The sequence below is a fragment of the Solirubrobacter ginsenosidimutans genome (assembly GCF_027587205.1).
Genome location: NZ_JAPDOD010000002.1, coordinates 14,833 through 34,384, shown reverse-complemented (window position 1 = coordinate 34,384; position 19,552 = coordinate 14,833). Strand labels below are relative to the sequence as shown.

15 protein-coding genes are annotated in these 19,552 nt (G+C 69.5%); 5 read left to right on the top strand and 10 right to left on the bottom strand.

The window, feature by feature from the left end; genetic code table 11:
• Positions 1 to 15: 15 nt before the first annotated feature.
• Positions 16 to 1,233 (bottom strand): HupE/UreJ family protein, encoded by a 1,218-nt coding sequence (locus OM076_RS02625; RefSeq protein WP_270037822.1) that lies wholly within the window; start codon positions 1,231 to 1,233, stop codon positions 16 to 18.
• 174 nt (positions 1,234 to 1,407) lie between these two features.
• On the opposite strand from OM076_RS02625, the gene OM076_RS02620 reads away from it, so the two are divergent.
• The gene (locus OM076_RS02620; RefSeq protein ID WP_372517993.1) at positions 1,408 to 2,034 is read left to right on the top strand and encodes a type 1 periplasmic-binding domain-containing protein; all 627 of its coding nucleotides are present in this window, start codon (positions 1,408 to 1,410) and stop codon (positions 2,032 to 2,034) included.
• 50 nt (positions 2,035 to 2,084) lie between these two features.
• Here OM076_RS02620 and OM076_RS02615 read toward each other — a convergent pair whose 3' ends face one another.
• Positions 2,085 to 5,240, bottom strand: coding sequence for a M14 family metallopeptidase (locus tag OM076_RS02615; RefSeq protein ID WP_270037820.1), 3,156 nt, complete (start codon positions 5,238 to 5,240; stop codon positions 2,085 to 2,087).
• 129 nt (positions 5,241 to 5,369) lie between these two features.
• Positions 5,370 to 5,819 (bottom strand): MarR family winged helix-turn-helix transcriptional regulator, encoded by a 450-nt coding sequence (locus OM076_RS02610; RefSeq protein WP_270037819.1) that lies wholly within the window; start codon positions 5,817 to 5,819, stop codon positions 5,370 to 5,372.
• On the opposite strand from OM076_RS02610, the gene OM076_RS02605 reads away from it, so the two are divergent.
• A complete protein-coding gene (locus tag OM076_RS02605) occupies positions 5,818 to 7,293 on the top strand; it encodes an FUSC family protein (RefSeq protein ID WP_270037818.1) in 1,476 nt (491 codons plus the stop codon). The two genes, OM076_RS02610 and OM076_RS02605, sit on opposite strands and share 2 nt — an antisense overlap.
• Here OM076_RS02605 and OM076_RS02600 read toward each other — a convergent pair.
• Positions 7,278 to 7,796 carry a DUF3455 domain-containing protein gene (locus OM076_RS02600; protein ID WP_270037817.1) on the bottom strand — a complete coding sequence of 173 codons (519 nt, stop codon included), beginning with the start codon at positions 7,794 to 7,796 and terminating at the stop codon, positions 7,278 to 7,280. The two genes, OM076_RS02605 and OM076_RS02600, sit on opposite strands and share 16 nt — an antisense overlap.
• 83 nt (positions 7,797 to 7,879) lie before the next feature.
• On the opposite strand from OM076_RS02600, the gene OM076_RS02595 reads away from it, so the two are divergent.
• Positions 7,880 to 9,262 carry an MDR family MFS transporter gene (locus OM076_RS02595; protein ID WP_270037816.1) on the top strand — a complete coding sequence of 461 codons (1,383 nt, stop codon included), beginning with the start codon at positions 7,880 to 7,882 and terminating at the stop codon, positions 9,260 to 9,262.
• A 47-nt stretch (positions 9,263 to 9,309) separates the two neighbouring features.
• Here the strand turns inward: OM076_RS02595 and OM076_RS02590 are convergent, their stop codons facing one another.
• Positions 9,310 to 10,554: a tetratricopeptide repeat protein gene (locus OM076_RS02590; RefSeq protein WP_270037815.1), complete on the bottom strand. Its 1,245-nt coding sequence runs from the start codon at positions 10,552 to 10,554 to the stop codon at positions 9,310 to 9,312.
• A 475-nt stretch (positions 10,555 to 11,029) separates the two neighbouring features.
• On the opposite strand from OM076_RS02590, the gene OM076_RS02585 reads away from it, so the two are divergent.
• Positions 11,030 to 12,382 carry an HD-GYP domain-containing protein gene (locus tag OM076_RS02585; RefSeq protein WP_270037814.1) on the top strand — a complete coding sequence of 451 codons (1,353 nt, stop codon included), beginning with the start codon at positions 11,030 to 11,032 and terminating at the stop codon, positions 12,380 to 12,382.
• Positions 12,383 to 12,542: 160 nt separating this feature from the next.
• Here OM076_RS02585 and OM076_RS02580 read toward each other — a convergent pair whose 3' ends face one another.
• Genes OM076_RS02580 through OM076_RS02570 form a run of 3 tightly spaced genes read right to left on the bottom strand, consistent with a single transcriptional unit; the run spans position 12,543 to position 14,939 of the window.
• Positions 12,543 to 13,283, bottom strand: coding sequence for an ABC transporter permease (locus OM076_RS02580; protein WP_272597545.1), 741 nt, complete (start codon positions 13,281 to 13,283; stop codon positions 12,543 to 12,545).
• A 35-nt stretch (positions 13,284 to 13,318) separates the two neighbouring features.
• The gene (locus tag OM076_RS02575) at positions 13,319 to 14,200 is read right to left on the bottom strand and encodes an ABC transporter ATP-binding protein (RefSeq protein ID WP_270037812.1); all 882 of its coding nucleotides are present in this window, start codon (positions 14,198 to 14,200) and stop codon (positions 13,319 to 13,321) included.
• 13 nt (positions 14,201 to 14,213) lie between these two features.
• A complete protein-coding gene (locus OM076_RS02570; protein WP_270037811.1) occupies positions 14,214 to 14,939 on the bottom strand; it encodes a gamma-glutamyl-gamma-aminobutyrate hydrolase family protein in 726 nt (241 codons plus the stop codon).
• 102 nt (positions 14,940 to 15,041) lie between these two features.
• Between OM076_RS02570 and ettA the strand changes: the two genes are divergently transcribed.
• Complete coding sequence (ettA, locus tag OM076_RS02565; RefSeq protein WP_270037810.1) at positions 15,042 to 16,697, top strand: energy-dependent translational throttle protein EttA; 1,656 nt, start codon at positions 15,042 to 15,044, stop codon at positions 16,695 to 16,697.
• Here ettA and OM076_RS02560 read toward each other — a convergent pair.
• Positions 16,694 to 18,136 carry an Ig-like domain-containing protein gene (locus tag OM076_RS02560; RefSeq protein ID WP_270037809.1) on the bottom strand — a complete coding sequence of 481 codons (1,443 nt, stop codon included), beginning with the start codon at positions 18,134 to 18,136 and terminating at the stop codon, positions 16,694 to 16,696. The two genes, ettA and OM076_RS02560, sit on opposite strands and share 4 nt — an antisense overlap.
• Positions 18,133 to 19,521 carry a hypothetical protein gene (locus tag OM076_RS02555; protein ID WP_270037808.1) on the bottom strand — a complete coding sequence of 463 codons (1,389 nt, stop codon included), beginning with the start codon at positions 19,519 to 19,521 and terminating at the stop codon, positions 18,133 to 18,135. Before OM076_RS02555 ends, OM076_RS02560 begins: the two co-directional genes overlap by 4 nt.
• Between the last annotated feature and the right edge of the window lie 31 nt (positions 19,522 to 19,552).

The window sequence follows — 19,552 nt, the reverse complement described above, 5'->3', positions numbered from 1 at the left end:
GTGAAGACTTGGTGGTCACGTCAGGAAGGCGCGCTGAGCGAACCAGACGAGACCCATCGCGCACACGCCCGCGGCGATGGCTCCCGTCGCCGAGAGCCCGGCGAGCGGCGCGCGCCGACGCAGCAGCGCAAGCAGCGGGAAGACGGCCAGGATGATCGCGAGCTGCACCGACTCGATGCCCAGGTTGAAGACGAACAGCGAGGACAGCAGCGTCCACGAGAAGGCCCGGTCGATCCCGAGCGCCGACGCGAACCCGAGCCCGTGCACCAACCCGAACAGGAAGACCATCGCCAGCCGCGCCCACCCGGCGCGGTCGAGGCCGAAGTGCCCGTTGCTCGTCGTGTCGAGGTCGGTGGCGTGCGATCCGCGCTGCCAGAGGCGCCAGAGATGCATGGCGGCGACGACGGCGATCGAGAGCGCGATCACCGGCTCGACGATCGACGCGGGCGCGTGCACCAGGCCGAGCGCGGCCAGGATGAAGGTCACCGAGTGCGCGAGCGTGAAGGTCGTCGCCGCGAGGACGATCTCGCGCAGCCGGCGCGATCCGGCGATCAGCGCCAGCAGGAACAGGATGTGGTCGATCCCCGTGTAGAGGTGCTCGGCGCCGAGGCGGAAGAACTCCCAGTACTGCTCCCAGCGCGACTGGTGCGTCGAGAACGACGGGTGCTTCGCATCGAGGCTCGCGCTGCCGGTCTGCAGGTCGAGGTCGTACGTGACGATCGTCTTCGTACCGCGCACGAACTCCTCCGAGCCCGGGAACAGCGCACTGCGAAGGTCGTGCGACTCGCCCGCTTCCGGACAGCGATGGTCGAGCACCAGTTGCGCATAGGGAACGCCGTCGCGCTGCGTCATCTTGAAGCCGCCCACCCGCTTCGGCGCACACGCATCTCCCTCGACGGTGACGCCGAAGCGCTTGGTCACATAGGCCATGACCGTGTCGGCGTGGGCCTCGAGCGCAGCGGCCTGCTCCGCCGGGTCCTGATTGTCGAACGCGGCGGTGCCCGCCTTGAAGAGCGCATCGTCCTTCTGGGCGTCGGCGGCGGAGACGACGAGCAGGTCGTATTCCAGGCCGAGCGTGGTACGGACGTGGTCGCGCTCGGGGGACGTCGCGTCGACGTATACGACCGAGGTGAACCCGTGGGCGAAGGCGGACACGGCAGGGATGAGCAGGAGCGCCGCCGCGGCGGCGGCCAGCACGAGGTAACGGCGTCGATGCCTGAGGGGGTGAGTCATCCGGCGGCGCATGCTGTCGGTAACTCGTGCACGCGCGGTGAACGATGTGTGAACACGCGGCGACCGGCCTCGGTGAGGTGCTAGGAAGTGGTCGCCCCCTGGTCGCTACTCCGAAGGACGATCTTCTTGCGCTCTCGATCTCAGCGCGTCTGCGCTCTGCTCGTGGCGGTCACGATGGCCGTCCTGGCCGGCGGCTGCGGTGCCGGCGACGACTGGTCGCAGCCGCACGCCAAGCCCACCGCCATCGGCACCCTTGGCGCGGGGTTCTTCGATCCCAAGGCGCCCCCCGCGCCGGAGGCGAGCATCGCCCCGCGTCCTGGATCGTGGGACGACGTCCACCCGTCGAAGGGCTACCGGGTGGTGCTCCTGACGGCGGGTGAAGACGCGCCGACGCGGACGCTGGTGGACGCCGTGACGAAGTGGGCTGAGGAGGAGGACGCGAGCCTGAAGACCGTCAAGGCCACCGACTCCTCCCACTACATTCCGAGCATCACCAAGGCCATGAACCTGGCTCCGGATCTGATCGTCTGCGTCGGCAACCACCTCGTCGACCCCTTGGCCCTGGTGACGGCGAACCACCTCGACCAGCAGTTCCTCGTCGTCGGGGCGGAGCTCGCCGAGCCCACCGCCAACGTGACTGCGGCCGACTGGACCGGCGCGTCCTTCCGCGGTGAGGGACTGGGCATGCCGGACGCCTACGACCCGGCGACCTTCACCCCCGAGCGTGCCGGGCGTGCGATCCGAGCCGGTGTCGCGGCGGTGCTCAACCGCCTCACCGGCATCGTGATCCGGATCGACTGAGGCGCCGCGCGCGGCCCCGGCTCAAGCGCCGAGGCCGCGCGAGCGCGTGCTTATCGGGACACGCCGAAGTAGCGCATCGCGTCCTTGACCAGCGTCGCGCGATCGGCGGCGCCGGTCACGCCCTCCAGGCCGAAGCCGAGGTAGAGCGAGTCCTTGGTGGCGACGCCCGGGCCGTCGACGAAGCCGACGGACGCGGTCTGGCGCCAGTCGCCGCCGTTGCCGCCGCTGTCGGCGGGCGCGCCCGGCACGGCCCAGCCGCCCAGGCCATCCTCGAAGGAGGTGGTGTTGAGCACGGTGGCGCCGTCGGTGACCGAGACATCGTCGAGGAAGACGCCGAGGCCGACCGACGCCGGATCGGTGACGTAGGTGATCGAGAGCTCGACCTGCTTGCCCTTGTAGGCGCTCAGGTCGACCTTCCAGTCCTGGTAGCCGGCCGAGTTGCCGGTCGACGCGTTCCAGGCGCCGGAGGTCCCGGTCGGGGTGCACGCGAGCGTGTCGCCGGTTCCGGAGCGCGTGATGTAGTGGCGCAGGAACGGGTTCTCGTCGAGCCAGAACGGGTCCGGATCCGGGCAGCCCGCCCCGGTGTCGTCGCTCGTGTGGCCGTTGAGATCGGGCAGCGTCGTCCAGTCGTCCTGACCGGGCGTGTGCGCCTCCACGAACACGTAGTCGAAGTTGGCCTCCGTGTCGTAGGACACCGCGAACTGCAGCGCCGGAGCCGTCGCCGTGGTCAGGTTGACCGTGCGGGTGAGGCGCATGTACGCCGAGCTCGACTGCCCGGTGTAGGCGTAGTGGGTGCCGGTCTTCGGATCGAAGGCCGCCGGCCCGTCACGCTTGATCACCGGGTTGCTCGTGAACTGCGGGTACGTCGCGGGCGGCAGGATGCTCGACGTCGTCAGGAACGAGTAGAGGTTGTCCTGGTTTGCCGCCGAGTCCGTCCCATTGAGCGTGAACGAGCCCGTGCCCAGCGGCGCGTTCTTGAGCAGCGTGAACGAGGCGATCTCGTCCGGGTCGCCGCTGAGCGTGATCGGCAGGTATGTGCCGAGCCAGTACTGCTGGAAGTCATTCGACGTCGTCACGCAGTTGAAGTTCTGGCCGGGCGGGTCGTCGGCATCGCCGTTGCCCTGCGTCTGGTTGGACGCGCAATCCGGAGCCGGCGGGACCGGCAGCGGGTTGTAGAGGAACTGGTCCCAGGCGCCCTGGAGCGCCGTCTTGCCGGCGACGAGGAGCTTGCCGCCGTCGTTCATGTAGTCGCGCGCGGCGATGATCTCGTCGTCGAGCGTCTTCGAGACGCCGGTGCCGCCGGGCTGGCCCGGGTGGCGGGTGTAGAGATCGTCGCCGGTCTCCCAGATCACGGCCTTGTAGTGGCTGTAGACGCCGAGCGTGGACGGCGCCCCGAGTGCGTCGACGTCGTAGGTGTCGTAGCCGATGCGCGCGTCCTGCAGCGCCTTGGCGTAGCTGTCCAGGTAGTGGGGTCCAGGGGTCTGCGCGGGGCTGGGGCCGTTGTAGTCCTCGGCCGCGACGAGCAGCACCTTGTTGGAGCTCTCCGCCTTGGCTGTGTACGTGAACGGGTCCGAAGCGTGCTTCTGGCCGGCCTGGAACCAGACCTTGACCGTGTCCCCCGGCCTGGTGCCGGAGACCAGACCGCGCAGGTGGTGGTAGTAGACGCCGGGGTCGCCATAGTGGCGCTGGCCGCCCTGGTACTCGGTCGTCGGGCCCCAGTGGACGCCGCCGTTGTTGACCTGCCAGTAGACGCGCACGGCACCGAGCGACTTCTTGGCGTTGACCTCGACGGTCTGCGGGTCGCCGTAGGAGATCGGGAACGGCGTCGGCACGAACTCGGGCGCGGTGTTGAACAGGTGCGAGACCGGGTTCTCCGGGTCCTTCGCCGAGCGCGCGAGGTCGAGCGTGAACGCGAGGTTCTTCTGGAACTCGGCCTGGACGTCGGCCTCTGAGTCCTGGAAGACGAAGCCGCCGGGGCTGAACGAGTCCGGCCCGTCGACGGTCCCGCCGATATCCGGGCCGGTGCCGCCATCGAGCTCCACCGTGTAGGACTGGATGCCGTAGGTCCGCAGGGCGTCGTCGGTGACGTCGCCGTTGGTCGTGTAGAGCTCCGCCGAGACGTCGGGATCAAACCCCGCGACGGCGGGGTTGTTGTCGTCGCCGGCGAGCGCGGCCATCAGCGGCGAGTCCGAGGCGAGCGTCTCGACCTGCCAGCCCTCGGGATAGAGGATCAGCTGGGCGAACGAGTGGTAGTCGATCTGGAACTTGAAGCCGATGCGCCGCTCGAGCCCGCGCACGGCCTGCACCTCGGGCTCAGAGCCTGGGCCGGCGCCGTGATAGGTCTCGTTGGCCGGGTCGCCCGAGGCGCCCTCGAGGTCATAGTTCCAGTTCGTCGGGAAGTTGCGGTTGGTGTCGACGCCGTCATGGTCCTGGCTGAATCCGCCGCCGTCGACGTCGCGCAGGTTCTTGCGCCACAGCCGTGAGCCCTTGTTGACGAACGTGTAGTCGTAGCCGTCGACGTTGACGACGGGAATGAACCACAGCTCGGTCTTCTTGAGCAGCTGCTTGATGTCAGCGCCGCCCTTCTGCTTCTTGTTGGCGACCATGTAGGTGAACAAGCGGCGCTCGACCTCGGTCGAGATCCACTCGCGGGCGTGCTGGGTGGCGTCGTAGAGCACCGCGGGCCGGTCGCCGTCGCGCTCATCGCGCGCGTTGGCGGTGACCTTGTAGGCCATGATCTCCTGGCCGAGGACGGAGTGCCCGATGACCTCTTCCTTGACGACGTCCGGGTTGTCGCGGGCGAGCTGGTGGTAGTAGGTCTTTAGGTTGGTGAGCGGCGTGGAGCAGGTGCCCGGACACGGTGCCGGAGTGAGGCTCCACGGCCGGAACACGTTGTATCCGTGGGTCGGCGGTTGGAGCGGCGACGGCGGCGCGGCCATCGCTCGCGCCACCCCGAAGGGCGCCGTGACGGTGGCGCCGTCCTTGGCAAGGGCGGCGGCCTGCGACGGGCGCGCGACGATGAAGAACTTGCCCTTGGAGCCCGTGACGTTGGCCTCCTGCATGTCGAACCCGGCCCGCGCGAGCGCGTCCGTGTCGACGTGACCGCTGACCACGTACTGGTTCAGCGGCTCGACCGTGTTGCCGGTCTGTGCCGTGGCCGCGGACGCACCCAGCGTCTCGATCAGGCCCACGGCGACGCACGCCATAACGGCGTGGCTACGCGATAGAGAAAACATCTCCCTCCCCTGGGGGCACTGGCGAGCCCCCTTCGGCAGTTAACGCGATCCTAAGCGGCGGCGAAGAACCTCGCAAACGAGAACCGTCGTCATTCTCATCTACCGGGTCCCGCCGGCGAGACGGTCCATGAGCCGCCCGGCGATGCGCAGGAGGTCGACCTCGGCGTCGGTCAGGTCGGCGAGTGCTCGGGTGAGCCAGGCGTCGCGGTCGGCCATGTCGGCGGCGAGGGCTTGCAGGCCTTCCGGGGTGAGCTCGAGGACGCTCGCGCGGCGGTCGTTCGGGCTGCGGGTGCGGGTGATCAGGCCCGCGCTTTCGAGCTCGGTGAAGGTGCGCGTGAGCGACTGCGGGCGCTGGCGCTCGGCCTCCGCGATCTGCCCGGGGGTGCTTGCACCCACGCGGCGGAGGTGGGCGAGCACGAGGACCTTGTTCGCGCTCAGCGCGCCCGCCGGGCGCTCGGCCCGCAGCCGGCGAGCGAGACGCAACGTGCCGCGGCGCAGTTCAGATACTTCGTCATCGCGTAGCGAATTCTCGGTATCCTCGCGATTCATGGCTGAACAATCGTACGCACTGCGTAGGATTGATTCGCGAGCCGCGGCTGTGACGATGGTCGCGGTGCTCGGCGCCTACGGCTCGGCGCTGCTCCTCGCACACATGACGCATCAGCACGCGCAACTGATGGTGCTCGCCGTCGTGTTGACGCTCACACTCGAGCGCACCCAGCGCACCGCCGACCGCGCCCACCGCGTGCGCACGCTCGTGCTGCTGCCGCTCATCGCGGTCGCCGCCAGCCAGGTCGGCCCGCTGCTCGTGCACCACCCGAACGCCGGCGACGCGCTCTTCGTGATCGCCATCGCAGGCTCGATCTGGGTGCGCCGCTTCGGCAGCGCCGCCGCCCGCGCCGGCACGCTCGTCGCCCTCCCCTTCATCGCCCTCCTCACCACCCCGATCGTCGCCGCACCGGGCAGCGACGACCCGACCCTCTGGGCGGCGGTGGTCGCCGTGATCGCGTTCACATGGGTGACCGCACTGCACCTCGCCACCGGGAGCTTCGGCGCCGCCGACGAGGCGGGGGCGCAACCACGCCCGTCCGCCGCACGGCGTCTTCCCGCAAGTACGCGGATGGCGGTGCAGATGGGGCTTTCGCTCGGCATCGCCTTCGCGGCCGGGCGGGCGCTCTTTCCCGCCCACTGGAGCTGGGTCGTGTTGACCGCGTTCATCGTCGCCAGCGGCAATCGCGGCCGGGCGGACGTCCTGCACAAGAGCGGGCTGCGGATCGCCGGGGCGCTCGCCGGCACAATCGCCGCGACGCTGCTGGCCGGGCGGATCGCGCCCGGCGAGCCCATCACCGTCGTGGCGATCTTCGTCGTGCTCGCCGCGGCGACCTGGCTGCGGCCGCTCAGCTACGCGTTCTGGGCGGCGGGCATCACGGCCGTGCTCGCGCTGCTCAACGGCTACTTCGGCGAACGCGGCGACGAGCTCCTCGGCCAGCGGCTGCTGGGCATCCTGGTCGGCGCGGCGATCGCGGTCGCAGCCGCCTGGCTCGTGCTGCCGGTGCGGACGACCGACGTGCTCCGGCGCCGGATCGCCGACGCGCTCGCCGCGCTCAGCGACGTCATCGCCGGGCGAGAGACCGGATCCGCCGCCCATCGATTCGCCGGCACTGTCGAGGCGCTCGAGCAGATCGCCCGGCCCCTGCGCCTCCAGCGCCGGTTGCGTGCGGGAGCGCACCGCGCAGACGCGATCGACGCCGTCGCCGCCTGCGCCGCGCCGGTCGCCACGCTGGCGACGGCACCCGCCGAGCGCCTCACCCGCCACGACACGCGGCGCCACCTCGGCCAGCTCGCACGCGACGTCGGCGCGATCCGCCGCCACATCGGTGGCAAGGCCCCGGCGCCTCCTGCCGACCGCGTCGCCATACCGAGCGGCGACGACGCGGTCAGCGAAGCACTAGCCGAGCTGGACGCGGCGCTGACACGGCTCGCCACCGTCCCGCTCGGCCCGCGCGGCTACTTCCAGAAGTAGTAGTCCGCGGTGTATGGGATCTCCCGCTGCTGGCCGGAATTCGCCGCGGTGCAGGTCGAGGCGGCCGGTGCCAGCCCGCCGCGTGTATTGATGCGCTGGATGAACGACGTGTTGGTGAGGTAGTTGCCGAACTTGCCGGGCGTCGCCGACTTCTGCGACAGCAGCAGCCACGGGATCGACTTCGGGTCGACCGTCGCGGGCTTGACGAGCTGGCCGACGACCGAGCTGCCATCGAGGTCCTGCCACGTGGGGCCGGCGAAGTGATGGATCACGTGGAGACGCTCGGTGACGAGGATCGCCTTCGGAGCGACGAACGTCCACGCCGTGCCGTTGCACGCGTAGATCTGCACGCCGAGCGCGTGGCCGATGTCGAACAGCTGGTGGCCTGCCTCGACCTTGATCTCGGGCGGCACTTGCGGCTCGACGAGCGGCCGTGCCGAGGCGGTGGTGGCCAGCACTCCTGAGATTAGGAGCGCGGCGGAGAGCGCGGGGAGGATCTTCATGAGCAGCAGCGTCCCGGGTCGCTGACGCTGCGTAAATAGGGACGCGACCCCTATCTTTGCCCCCGGCTACCCTCGGTGATTCGATGACCACCGAAACTCTGTCGCAGCGCCAGATCCTCGTCGCCTTCGGGGCGATCATGCTGGCGACGCTGCTCTCCGCGCTCGACCAGACGATCGTCGCGACCGCGCTGCCGGAGATCGCCGACGACCTCAACGGCTTCGACAACCTCAGCTGGGTCGTCACGGCCTACCTGCTGTCGACCACGGTCACGGTCCCGCTCTACGGCAAGCTGAGCGACCTCTACGGGCGCCGCCGGCTGTTCATCGTCAGCATCACGATCTTCCTGGTCGGTTCGGCGCTGTGCGGGCTCTCGCAGAGCATCGGGCAGCTGATCGCCTTCCGGGCGCTGCAGGGGATCGGCGCCGGCGGGCTGATCCCGCTCAGCCAGGCCGCGATCGCCGATCTCTTCTCACCGCGCGAACGCGGGCGCTATCAGGGCTACGTCGGCGCGATGTGGGCGACCGCCGCCGTCGCGGGCCCGCTGCTCGGCGGCACGCTCACCGACTCCGCGAGCTGGCGCTGGATCTTCCTGATCAACCTGCCGCTCGGGATCGTCGCGCTGGCGGTCGTGGTCAAGACGATGCGCATCCAGCACACCCCGCGCGAGCACTCGATCGACTACGCGGGCGCGCTGGCGCTGAGCATCGGCGTGACGGCCGTGCTGCTGGCGAGCGCCTGGGGCGGATCGAGCTACGCGTGGGACTCGCCCGAGGTGATCGCCGCGGCCGTCATCGGCGTCACCGGACTGGCGCTCTTCGCCTTCATCGAGCGCCGCGTCAGCGAACCGCTGCTCCCGCTCGACCTCTTCCGCGGCAAGACGTTCTCCGTCTCGACCGCCGCCGCGCTGCTGATCGGCGGCGTGCTGTTCGGGATCACGATCTACGTGCCCGTCTACGTCCAGCGCGTGCTCGGCGCGAGCGCCACGAGCTCCGGCGTCGTCCTGATCCCGCTCTCGTTCGGGTGGGTGCTGGCGAGCTTCGCCTCCGGCCAGTACATCTCGCGCACCGGCCGCTACAAGATCTTCCCGATCGCCGGGAGCATCCTCGTGCTCGCCGGCTGCATCCTGCTCACGCTCGTGGGCAAGGACACCTCGCGGATCGTCGTCACGCTCGACCTGACCGTGGTCGGCCTCGGCATGGGCACGATGTTCCAGACGTTCGTGATCGCGACCCAGAATCGCGTCGACATGAGCGAGATCGGCGTCGCCACCGCCGCGATCCAGTTCTTCCGCTCGATGGGCGGCAGCCTCGCCGTCGCCGGCCTCGGCGCCCTGCTCACCGCGCGGCTCGCCGGCGGGCTCGACCACGCCACCCACGCCGTCTTCGTCGCGATCGTCCCGCTCGCGTCGCTGACCGTCGTGCTCGCCTTCATGCTGCCGGAGCACGAGCTCCGGACCACACACTGACCGTCGACTTTCTCGAGTAGAGCGCGAGAAACTCGACGCTCGACGCACTAAGCGGCGCGGAGCTCCCTGGGCGCGAGACGCGCGACCTGTTCGCGGAGGTCACGCACCTCGGGGTCGTCGGCGAGCTCCAAGGCGCGCTTGCAGGCCTGCAGGCAGTCCGAGATCCGATCCGTGCGGGCGAGCGCGTGCGCGAGCCGCGCCCAGGCGGCGGGCGATTCCGGCGCGATCATCGTGGCCTGCTCGCAGGCGCTGACCTCCGCGCCCACGTCGCCCTGCAGGTTCGCGACCAGCGCGAGGTCGAGCAGCCCCTCGACGGAGGGCTCGGTCGCGCGGGCGCGCTCGAGCGCCTCGCGGGCGCCCTCGCGATCGAAGCGCCGCAGCCGGAGCCGGCCCAGGCGCTCCCACGCGGTGCCGTCGTTCGGCGCCACGGCAACTTCCCGCTCAGCGGCGTCAACCGCTTGCGACAGCGCCCCCATGCTCTCGTAGATGCGCGCGGCGTAGCGGTAGGGCGCCGGGCGATCGGGCTCGGAGCGGATCCAGTCGCGCGCCGACCGCGCCGCGGCGCTGTGGTCACCCGCCTGCCAGAACGCGAGCGTCATCAGCCGCAGCACCGCCGGGTTGTCCGGCTGCGCGTCGCGCGCGAAGACGAGGCGGCGGGCGGCGAGCTTGAAGTCACCCTCGGCGAGCGCGTGCTTGGCGGCGGTCATGAAGCGCTCGACGCGGTCCGCGCCCGGATCCGGCTTGGAGAAGTCGACGAACTGGAGCGAGCCGGCGGGCACGGTGCGGATGCCGGGTTGGAAGGACACGCGGGCCCATTGCTGGACGTCGTCGCCCCCGCCGGTGAAGTAGATGCCGTTGACGCTGCCGACGCCCCACTCGGGATAGGAGAGGCAGCGGGCGTAGCGATGGACGACCGAGTGATCGGGGACTCGCGAACCGAAAGGATCGTGCTTCTGCTGATCCGCGCTCTGCGCGCGCTGGCGCTGTTCCTCGGCGTAGGCGCGGGCGCCTTCCTCGGCGCGGCGCTTGCGCGCGGCCGCCGCGGCGACCTTGACCGCGTTCTTCGAGACCTTCCCGCCGCGCGAGTCTTCAGCGATCGACGACAGCTGATCGGCCGCCTCGTTGATCGCCTTCAGGTGACGTTCGTGCTCGTGCTGGCGGCCCGGCGGGGCGATGTCCGGGTGCCACCGCTTCGCCATCCGGCGGCGCGCGAGCTGGACGTCGCGTTTGTCGAAGGGGGGCTCCAACTCCAGGAGGAGCACGGCCTGTTCGATGTCCAGCACCTGCGGCATGACCCTCACACGGTACCGAGCGACCGGTAACACCGGTGTGCCGAGCGCACTCGTGGTGCTGCCGGCCGGGCGACCCCTACACAGCTCGCCCGGCCGGCACCTACGCACTCCGGAACCGCTAGTTCCGCCAACCCATGGTGACCCCCCTGTGGTCGGTGGCACGGAACGGCGGGCTGACCCCCGCTGAACGGCCCACTACCCGCCTGCGACAAGGTTATGCCACAGTCCAAATTCAAGTTTTCCAGCATCCTGGAAAGCAGAAACACCCCAACTAAGGCCTGGGCCTGATTGCGCTCGAACAGGGGTACGCACTAAGTTGCTCGCTGTGATCGTCTGGATCGCACTCGTCGTCTGGCTGGGCCTGGTCATCTGGTCGCTCTCCGTGGTGAGAGCGGCTGCCGGTGCGGATGCACCGGCTCCGTCCAGGACCAGAGCCCCTGCCCACGGGGTTCCTCTGGGTGGGCGCAGGCGGGTCATGGTCATCGCCCAGAGCGTGTTGCTCGTCGTCGCGATCGCCGCGATCGTGTACGTCTCCGACGAGGATCAGTGGACGCCGCTGCCGCTCACCGGCCTCGTGGCGCTGCTCGTGCTCGGGTCCGACCTCCTGGTCCTGGACGCCAAGCGCTTCCGGATCGGCGGCTCCTTCACGGGCCTGGTGCTGGCGATGGCGCTGCTCGGTCCCGCCCCCGCGGCGACGCTCGGCATCGCGTCCGCGCTGGTGGACTCGACCCGCCGCGGCGTCCGCGGCACATATCTCCTTAACAACCTTCTCACGTACGCGGCGTTCCCGCTCCTCGGCGGGCTCACGCTGCACTCCCTCAAGCTCGCCGGAACCGACGAGGGCGGCTACGCGGTCGCGGTCTTCTGCGTGTTCCTCGCGACCAATGCGCTCAACTTCCTGATGATCGCCGGCCACACGCGCCTGCTGCGCGGCGGCTCGCTGGTCGAGATGTTGCGCACCGTGTTCATCCCGGTGCTGCCGTGGGAGATCGCCTCGGCCGTCATGACCGCGATGGCCGTCTACGGCTTCGAGGTCTACGGCGCCGCGATCATCGGCCTCTTCGCCCTGGCGCTCGGCGTCTACCAGCTACTCCTGCGGGCGCTGCTGGAAGGCCAGATGCACTCGGAGGAGATCGAGCGCAGGACGGACCAGCTCGACGTGCGCCACGAGGGCATGCTCGGGCTGCTGCTGGAGACGCTCGCCCTGCGTGACCCATCCGCGGCCCGCCACGCCGCGGCGGTCGCCCACTACGCGCACGACCTCGCCCGCGCCGCGGGCCTCTCCGAGCGCGAGCAGGCGATCGTCCACACCGCCGGCCTCGTCCACGATCTGGGCAAGGAAGCGCTGCCGGATCACATCCTGATCGGCCGAAGTGAGCTGCACCCGGCGGAGCGCCGCCTGATCGAGCGCCATCCGGCCGACGGCGCCCGGCTGTTGCTGCGCGTCGAGGGCATGGGCGAGGTCGCTTCGGCAGTGCTCGCCCACCACGAGCGCATCGACGGCCGCGGCTACCCCGACGGCCTCGCCGCCGAGAGCATCCCGATGACCGCCCGCATCCTGGCCGTGGCCGAGGTCTACGACGTCCTGACGGCACCGGACTCCTACCGCATCCAGATGTCGCCGGCCGAGGCGGAGGCCGAGTTGCGCCACGTCGCCGGCACCCAGCTCGACGGCCGCCTCGTGTGGCTGTTCGCGACCCAGGTCCTGCGCGGCGGGGGCGGCGCGGGCCACATGGGCCACATCGCCGACCTCGAGACCGAGCTGCAGGTCCAGCGCCGCGTCCGCGGCGTCCTCGACGGGCCGTTCGTCATGGGCCCGCCCGCTTAGGAACCCGCTCTCGGAACCACGGCGGATTCTCGCGGGCCCCGCCCGCCGCTGCCGGGCGGCAGTCGCCGCCCACGTACAACCAGTATGCAAGCGGCAACTGCCGCGGGCAGCGACGACCGTGGATCTGGCGAGCGATCCACCGTGGTTCCCTTCGCGGGTTCTAGTCGATCAGCCGCTTCGCCAGCCACCGCACCGCCACCCGCCAGGTGATCATCGCCCAGGCGACGAGCACCCCGAGGTGGATCAGGTCCGAGCCGGCGTGGAAGCCGAAGACCGCGCTGCGCACGAGCTGGACGAGGTGGTAGAGCGGGTTGAGCTGCGCCAGGACCTGCGCCCACTCCGGCAGGCCGTCGATCGGGAAGAACGTGCCCGCGACGAGGAACAGCGGCGTGAGCACGGCGCTGATCACGTAGCTGAAGTTGTCGATCGAGTTCATCCGCGCAGCGATGGCGATGCCGAAGTTGGCCCAGCCGAAGCCCGCGATGAAGCCGATGAACGGGACGAGCAGCATCCCCCAGCTCGGATTCAGGCCGAAGAAGATCGCGACGATCATCGGCGCGCACCCGTACGTCCCGGAACGGATGCCGATCCAGAGCGACTCGGCGGTCACGAGCTCCTCGGTGTCCACCGGCGCGGCCAGGATCGCGTCGTAGGTGCGCTGGAACTTGTATTTGATGAAGGTCCCGAACATGCCGGGGAAGGCGCTGGAGAACAGCACCGCGGTCGCGACCGTGCCGGTCCCGACGTAGTCGACGTAGTCGTAGCCGCCGACCGTCGACACCAGCGAGCCGAACCCGAAGCCGAACGCGAGCAGGTAGACCGTCGGCTCGACGGTCGCGCTGAAGGTGCTGCTTCGCCAGAACGAGCTGAAGTTGATGATCTCGCGGACGAGGACGCCCATCAGGGCGGGGCGCTCGAGGCGCCCGATGCGCTCCTTCACGAGATCTCCTCCCCGGTCAGCAACACGAAGACGTCCTCGAGGTTCGTCGGGCGCCGCTCGCCCTCGGGGGCGTTGCCGTTGGCGCCCAGGACCGACACCGAGGTCCCCGTGCGGCGCGTCTTGAGCCCGTTGTCGCGGGCGGTGCGCTCAACTTCGGCCAGCTTGGCCGGCGGACCGTAGATCTCGACCGCCTCGTCGCCCGCGTACTCGGCCACGAGATCCCGCGGCGGACCGGTCGCCACGGCGCTGCCGTGGGACATGATCGTCACGCTGTCGCAGAGGCGCTCGGCCTCCTCGATGTAGTGCGTGGACATCAGGATGCTCGTGCCCTCGCTCCGCAAGAGATCGATCAGCGCCCACAGCTCTTGGCGGACCTGCGGGTCCAGACCCACTGTCGGCTCGTCGAGCAGCACCAGGCGGGGGTTGTGCACGAGCCCGCGAGCGATCAGCAGCCGCCGGCGCATCCCTCCGGAGAGCTTGTCGACCTTCGTGGTGCGGCGATCGGTGAGATTGGCGATCTTCAGCGCGCGCTCGACGGCGGCTTTGCGGTTCGCGCGCTCGACCCGATAGAGGTGGGCGAAGACGAGCAGGTTCTGCTCGACCGTCAGCGTGACGTCGAGGTTGTCGAGCTGCGGGACGACGCCGCACGCGGCGCGCGCGACCTTCGACTCCTTGGGCAGCTTGAAGCCGAGGATCTCGATCTCCCCCGCGTCGGGGATCGCCTGCGCGGTGAGCAGGCGCATCGTGGTCGACTTGCCCGCGCCGTTGGGGCCGAGCAGTCCGACGCACGTCCCCTCAGGGACGTCGAGATCGAGGTGATTTACAGCGGTGAGCTCGCCGAAGCGCTTGACGACGCCGCGCAATGTGAGGGCGGACACGCCCTCCAGAGTGTCACGCGGCGGCGCGCAGTTCGGTACGGGAAGCCGCCGAAACCAGGGCCTCGAAGAGCGCCCGGTGGGCGACCATCGTCTCCGCGTGCCACTGGACGCCGACGACGAAGCCGTCGCCCTCGATCGCCTCGATCGTCCCGTCCGGCGCCGTCGCGGCCACCCGCAGGCCCTCGCCGAGCTCGTCCACCGCCTGGTGGTGGAAGGAGTTCACGGCCAGCGTCCGGGTTCGAACCATGCGGTGCAGACGCGAATGCGGGACGACCTGGACCTCATGCGTCGCCTCGGTCGCCAGGGCGGTCTGGCGGTGCCCCGGGACGTGCTGGCGCAGCGTCCCGCCGCAGGCGACGTTCAGCGCCTGGCTGCCGCGGCAGATCGCCAGGATCGGCAGGCCGCGCTGCAGGCTCAGCTTCACGAGGCTCAGCTCGAAGGCGTCCAGGCTGGGCTCGGTCGGGCCGAGCTCCACGTGGCGCTCATCCGCGCCGTACGCGGCCGGGTCGAGGTCAGGACCGCCCGACAGGCAGATGCCGTCGAGGCGTTCGATGAGCGGCGCGAGGTGGTCCGTGCCGACGGGAGGCAGGACCACCGGGATCGCCCCCGCGGCGTCGAGCGTGCGCAGATAGGTCATCCCCAGCGCCATCTCGGGATGGGCAGGCTCGCCGTGGCGGCGCGTGGTCGCGAGGCGGCTAGGCCGCAGTTCCGAGGTGGTGACGCCAATGAGGGGGCGCATGCCCACATCATCGGCGGAACTTGCGGGATTCCGCACCCACCTTTGGTCCAAGCTTTCACAAGTTGGTTTCGCCATACGGTCGGGTTCTAAGCTGCTGGCGCGATGTCGAGTTCCTACATCTACACGATGTACAAGCTGAGCCGGACGCACCCTCCGGACAAGACCGTCCTGAAGGACATCAACCTCAGCTTCTACCCCGGGGCCAAGATCGGCGTGCTCGGTCTCAACGGCTCCGGCAAATCCACGTTGCTGCGGATCATGGCCGGCATCGATCAGGACTATCGCGGCGAGGCGCAGCTCGCCCCGGGCGCGTCCGTCGGGCTCCTCTCTCAGGAGCCGGACCTCGACGAGTCCAAGGACGTGCGGGGGAACGTCGAGGACGGCGTGCGCCCCATGCGCGACCTCCTGGACCGTTTCAACGAGCTGTCCATGAACTACTCCGACGAGACCGCCGACGAGTTCGGCAAGCTCCAGGACAAGATCGACGCCGCCGGCGCCTGGGAGCTCGATTCGATGCTCGACCAGGCGATGGACGCCCTGCGCTGTCCCCCGGGCGATTCTCCGGTCACCTCCTTGAGCGGTGGCGAGCGGCGGCGTGTCGCGCTCGCCCGCCTGCTGCTCTCCAAGCCCGACCTGCTGCTGCTCGACGAGCCGACCAACCACCTGGACGCCGAGTCCGTGGCGTGGCTCGAGCAGCACCTCGCCGACTACGAGGGCACGATCGTGGCCGTCACCCACGATCGCTACTTCCTCGACAACGTCGCGAACTGGATCCTCGAGCTCGATCGCGGCGCCGGGCTGCCCTTCAAGGGCAACTACTCGGCCTGGCTCGAGCAGAAGCAGAAGCGACTCGCGATGGAGGAGAAGTCCGAGTCGGCGCGCCAGCGCACGATCAAGCAAGAGCTCGAGTGGGTGCGGACGAACCCCAAGGGCCGCCGTACGAAGTCCCAGGCTCGCCTGAATCGCTACGAGGCCCTGCTGGCCGAGGAGCGCAACGCGAACCTCGACGAGGCTCAGATCCACATCCCGCCCGGGCCGCGCCTGGGTGGCACGGTGATCGAGGCGTCACATCTGCGCAAGGGCTTCGGCGACCGTCTGCTGATCGAGGATCTCTCCTTCATGCTGCCGCCCGCGGGCATCGTCGGCGTGATCGGCCCCAACGGCGCCGGCAAGACGACGCTGTTCCGGACGATCGTCGGGCAGGAGACGCCCGACTCCGGCTCCTTGCGGTTGGGCGAGACCGTCGACCTGGCCTACGTCGACCAGTCCCGTGATGCCCTCGACCCCGACAAGACGGTCTGGGAAGAGATCTCCGAGGGCTACGAGCACATCAAGGTCGGCGACCGCGAGCTGAACTCCCGCGCTTACGTGGCGGGCTTCAACTTCAAGGGCACCGACCAGCAGCGCAAGGTCGGCGTGCTTTCCGGCGGTGAGCGCAACCGCGTCCACCTCGCCAAGCTGCTGCGCCGCGGCGGCAACGTCCTGCTGTTGGACGAGCCGACCAACGACCTCGACGTGGACACGCTGCGAGCTCTGGAGGACGCGCTCCTGGCGTTCCCGGGATGCGCGGTGATCATCTCCCACGATCGCTGGTTCCTGGATCGCGTCGCGACCCACGTGCTCGCCTTCGAGGGCGACTCGCAGGTGGTCTGGTTCGAAGGCAACTTCGAGGCCTACGAGGAGCACCGCCACCAGCGCCTCGGCGCCGAGGCCGACCGCCCGCACCGCATCTCCTACAAGAAGCTCACCCGCGCTTAGGGCCGCACGAGCACGCTCGCGACGCGCGAGCTGGCCGGCGCGTAGGGGAATCGAGAATCACCGTGGATGACGGCCCGGAAGCGATACCGGGTCGTCTGAAACGTCCTCATGAACCGGTAGCGCGCGCTGAATCGGCCGTTGTGAAGCCGGACCGTCTTGAACGGGATCCACTTCGTGCCATCGCGGGCTTGAAGCTCGACGTCGGTCGCGGCATCGGTGCCCGGCACAGAGCCGGACAGCCGGATCGATTTGTGGTTTCGGGTGGCGGCGGGCGACGCGGAGAACTGCAGCGGTGCTTTGACGACGACCTTGATCGTGGTCGTCTGATCTCCGTGCGTGAGCCTCACCTCCCGCGACGTCCCCTTGGGAAGCTTGACCGTTATGCGTCCCTGCGAATCGCTGAAGACCGGCGTGTCGAGCACGAACGGCGCGCCCATGATCGCGGGACGCACCGCCACCCCAACCTTGACGCCTGCTAGCGGGTTGCCCGCGACATCGCGCGCTCTCGCTCGAACGACCGTCGTCTTGTTGTACGTCGCCGTGAGCGTCGACCATTCGGCGACGAGCCGAACCAGCGGCTCAGGGGCGGGCGTGACGACCGGCGGGTCGGGCGCGTTCCTGACCCAGACCTCGTAAGGCCTGCTGATCGAGCGGTTTCCCGCAACGTCCTCGAGCTCGAAGGTCAGCGTGTGCTCGCCGTCAGCGAGCCCGCGCGTGTCGATCTCCAACTCCTGAGTACCGCTCAGCGGGCAGGGCACGGCGAACGCGTATGGCTGCGAGCAGAGCGCCTTCCCACGCACGTACTCGCCACCGTCGACGAGCACGCTCACCTGGCGGACCCCACCGCCGTTATCCGCGAACGACGTGCGCACAGTTACCGTTCCACTGAGCGCACCGCCGCCAATCGCGCTCTCACCCACGCCGGTCACACGTGGATTCACGATGTCCCTGAGCACCATCTCCATCCGGTAGAACCGCACCCAACTGTTTCCACATTCGCTGAGACACTGGAGCGAGAACTGGAGCGCATCCGCGTCAAGACCTCCGAACGCGCGCCCATTCACAGCCCCACCGCGAAGGTCGGGCGAGTATTCAAGTGTCGGTGTGGCCCTCCCCAGCGTTCGCGCGACGAGGGTGTAGTAGGCGGCTCCTTCCAGCTGACCCGCTCGCCAGATGCGGACGCCCGCGATCCGCGTGTCGGTCGGGGCACCGAACGTCCATTGAATGTATGCCGCAGAGCGTGTGTCCGCGCCGAAGCCCCGGCCCTGCTCGCATTCGTTGGCACCGAACGCGTCCAACCTGACCCATCCAGAGAGGGGCTGAGGGCCGGATCCGGTGGAGCACATCGGAACGACATACGTCTGGGGTGGGTCCGCGCCCCACGCCGGCTGCGGGGTCGCGGCGAGCACCGCCGCGGCGAGCAAAGCCACGCTCTTCATCGCGTGCCTCGTTTCGCCTGGACGAGCACGCTGACCGTGGTCGAGTGCCCGGCCGCATAGGGAAGATCTGGCGCTGCATCGACAACCGCTCGAAAGCGATAGAGACTCGTGGTCGGCGTGCCGGTGAACCGGTAGCGCGCAGCGAAGCGGCCGCGTTTGAGCGCGACCGACTTGAACGGCACCCATTCGTCGCGGGCCCAGGCTTGCAGCGTGATCCGCGCCTGCGCAGCCCCAGCGTCCGGAATTCGCCCACTGAACCGAACCGTCTGCCCGTTCCGAACCCTGCGGCGATCCACGGCGAGTTGCACTGGTGCGATGACGAGCAACCTGACCGTCGCCACCGCGCCCGCATACGAAAGGAGCACCTCGCGCGATGGCCCCTTCGGGAGCATCGCCATGAAGCGACCATGCGCGTCGGCGTTCGCCGCCACCAGCGGGTGCCACGCGCCGTTCCCGACGCGCGCCGCGACATCGACTCGCGCTCCCGGCGCCGGCGAGCCGTCCGCGCTACGCGCCGTGCCGGTGACCTTCACGGTTGCGTACGGGACCGTCCGTGTGTTCGCCCCGTCGACGGTCAGCACGCCGTCCCCACTCGCGCTCGGATCAGACGACGGTGCGGCCACAGGCGGCGGACCGGTCCTGACGACGAACGGGCCGACATGTGAGCGGTTGCCCGCCGCGTCGTTCAGCGTCGCGAACACGGAGTGATAGCCGGGCGAGAGGCCCTGCGCTTCGAGATCGATCACGCCTTCCCTCGCGCACGGCACAATCGCGACGAACGGGAGATGACAGCTTCCGCCGCCCACGTCGAGCTCACCTCCACTCGTGCCATCGACTTCCAAGCGGACGCTTTGCACACCGCCGCCCGAATCCTCGAAGCGGAACGCCCGGTTCTCGGCGTCGAACACGCCCGTCGGTGGCAGCACGTCTCTCAGCCATGTCTCGACGCGCGCCACGCGCAGGGACGCCGCCGCCGAACATGGCGTCGCGCACCCGAACTCGTAGGTGAACGAGTTCACGCCGGGTCGCACATAGCCGAATCGATCAGGCAGCAATCGCCAAGGCAATCCCTCAGCGCCCACGTCGTCTCGGTAGAGGAGCTGCGCTTCCGGATCCCCGTCGGCCTTGATGCCGCTGAACACGACCGACTCGATGGTGACGCCGGTAGGGACCGACAGCGTCCACCGTCCGGAGTGACCAGGCCCGCTCAGCTGGAATCCGAGCCCACGGCCGGCGGCGCACGCTTCGAAGCCCGCTCCCGACGCTGACCAGCCGTCCATCGGCAGCAAGCGGCTCCCGTCACTGCAGCCGAGGACCAGGTACCCGTACGGCGGCTCATCCGCCCGCGCGGCTGCTGGCCCGGTCAAGGCCAGCGCGACGCTCACGATCAACCATCTCCACATGGCCCTGATAGGT

Coding starts and splice junctions, on each gene's coding strand:
- OM076_RS02625 (WP_270037822.1), bottom strand. CDS start 1,233: ATGACTCACCCCCTCAGGCATCGACGCCGTTACCTCGTGCTGGCCGCC.
- OM076_RS02620 (WP_372517993.1), top strand. CDS start 1,408: ATGGCCGTCCTGGCCGGCGGCTGCGGTGCCGGCGACGACTGGTCGCAG.
- OM076_RS02615 (WP_270037820.1), bottom strand. CDS start 5,240: ATGGCGTGCGTCGCCGTGGGCCTGATCGAGACGCTGGGTGCGTCCGCG.
- OM076_RS02605 (WP_270037818.1), top strand. CDS start 5,818: ATGGCTGAACAATCGTACGCACTGCGTAGGATTGATTCGCGAGCCGCG.
- OM076_RS02610 (WP_270037819.1), bottom strand. CDS start 5,819: ATGAATCGCGAGGATACCGAGAATTCGCTACGCGATGACGAAGTATCT.
- OM076_RS02600 (WP_270037817.1), bottom strand. CDS start 7,796: ATGAAGATCCTCCCCGCGCTCTCCGCCGCGCTCCTAATCTCAGGAGTG.
- OM076_RS02595 (WP_270037816.1), top strand. CDS start 7,880: ATGACCACCGAAACTCTGTCGCAGCGCCAGATCCTCGTCGCCTTCGGG.
- OM076_RS02590 (WP_270037815.1), bottom strand. CDS start 10,554: ATGCCGCAGGTGCTGGACATCGAACAGGCCGTGCTCCTCCTGGAGTTG.
- OM076_RS02585 (WP_270037814.1), top strand. CDS start 11,030: ATGGTCATCGCCCAGAGCGTGTTGCTCGTCGTCGCGATCGCCGCGATC.
- OM076_RS02580 (WP_272597545.1), bottom strand. CDS start 13,283: ATGGGCGTCCTCGTCCGCGAGATCATCAACTTCAGCTCGTTCTGGCGA.
- OM076_RS02570 (WP_270037811.1), bottom strand. CDS start 14,939: ATGCGCCCCCTCATTGGCGTCACCACCTCGGAACTGCGGCCTAGCCGC.
- ettA (WP_270037810.1), top strand. CDS start 15,042: ATGTCGAGTTCCTACATCTACACGATGTACAAGCTGAGCCGGACGCAC.
- OM076_RS02560 (WP_270037809.1), bottom strand. CDS start 18,136: ATGAAGAGCGTGGCTTTGCTCGCCGCGGCGGTGCTCGCCGCGACCCCG.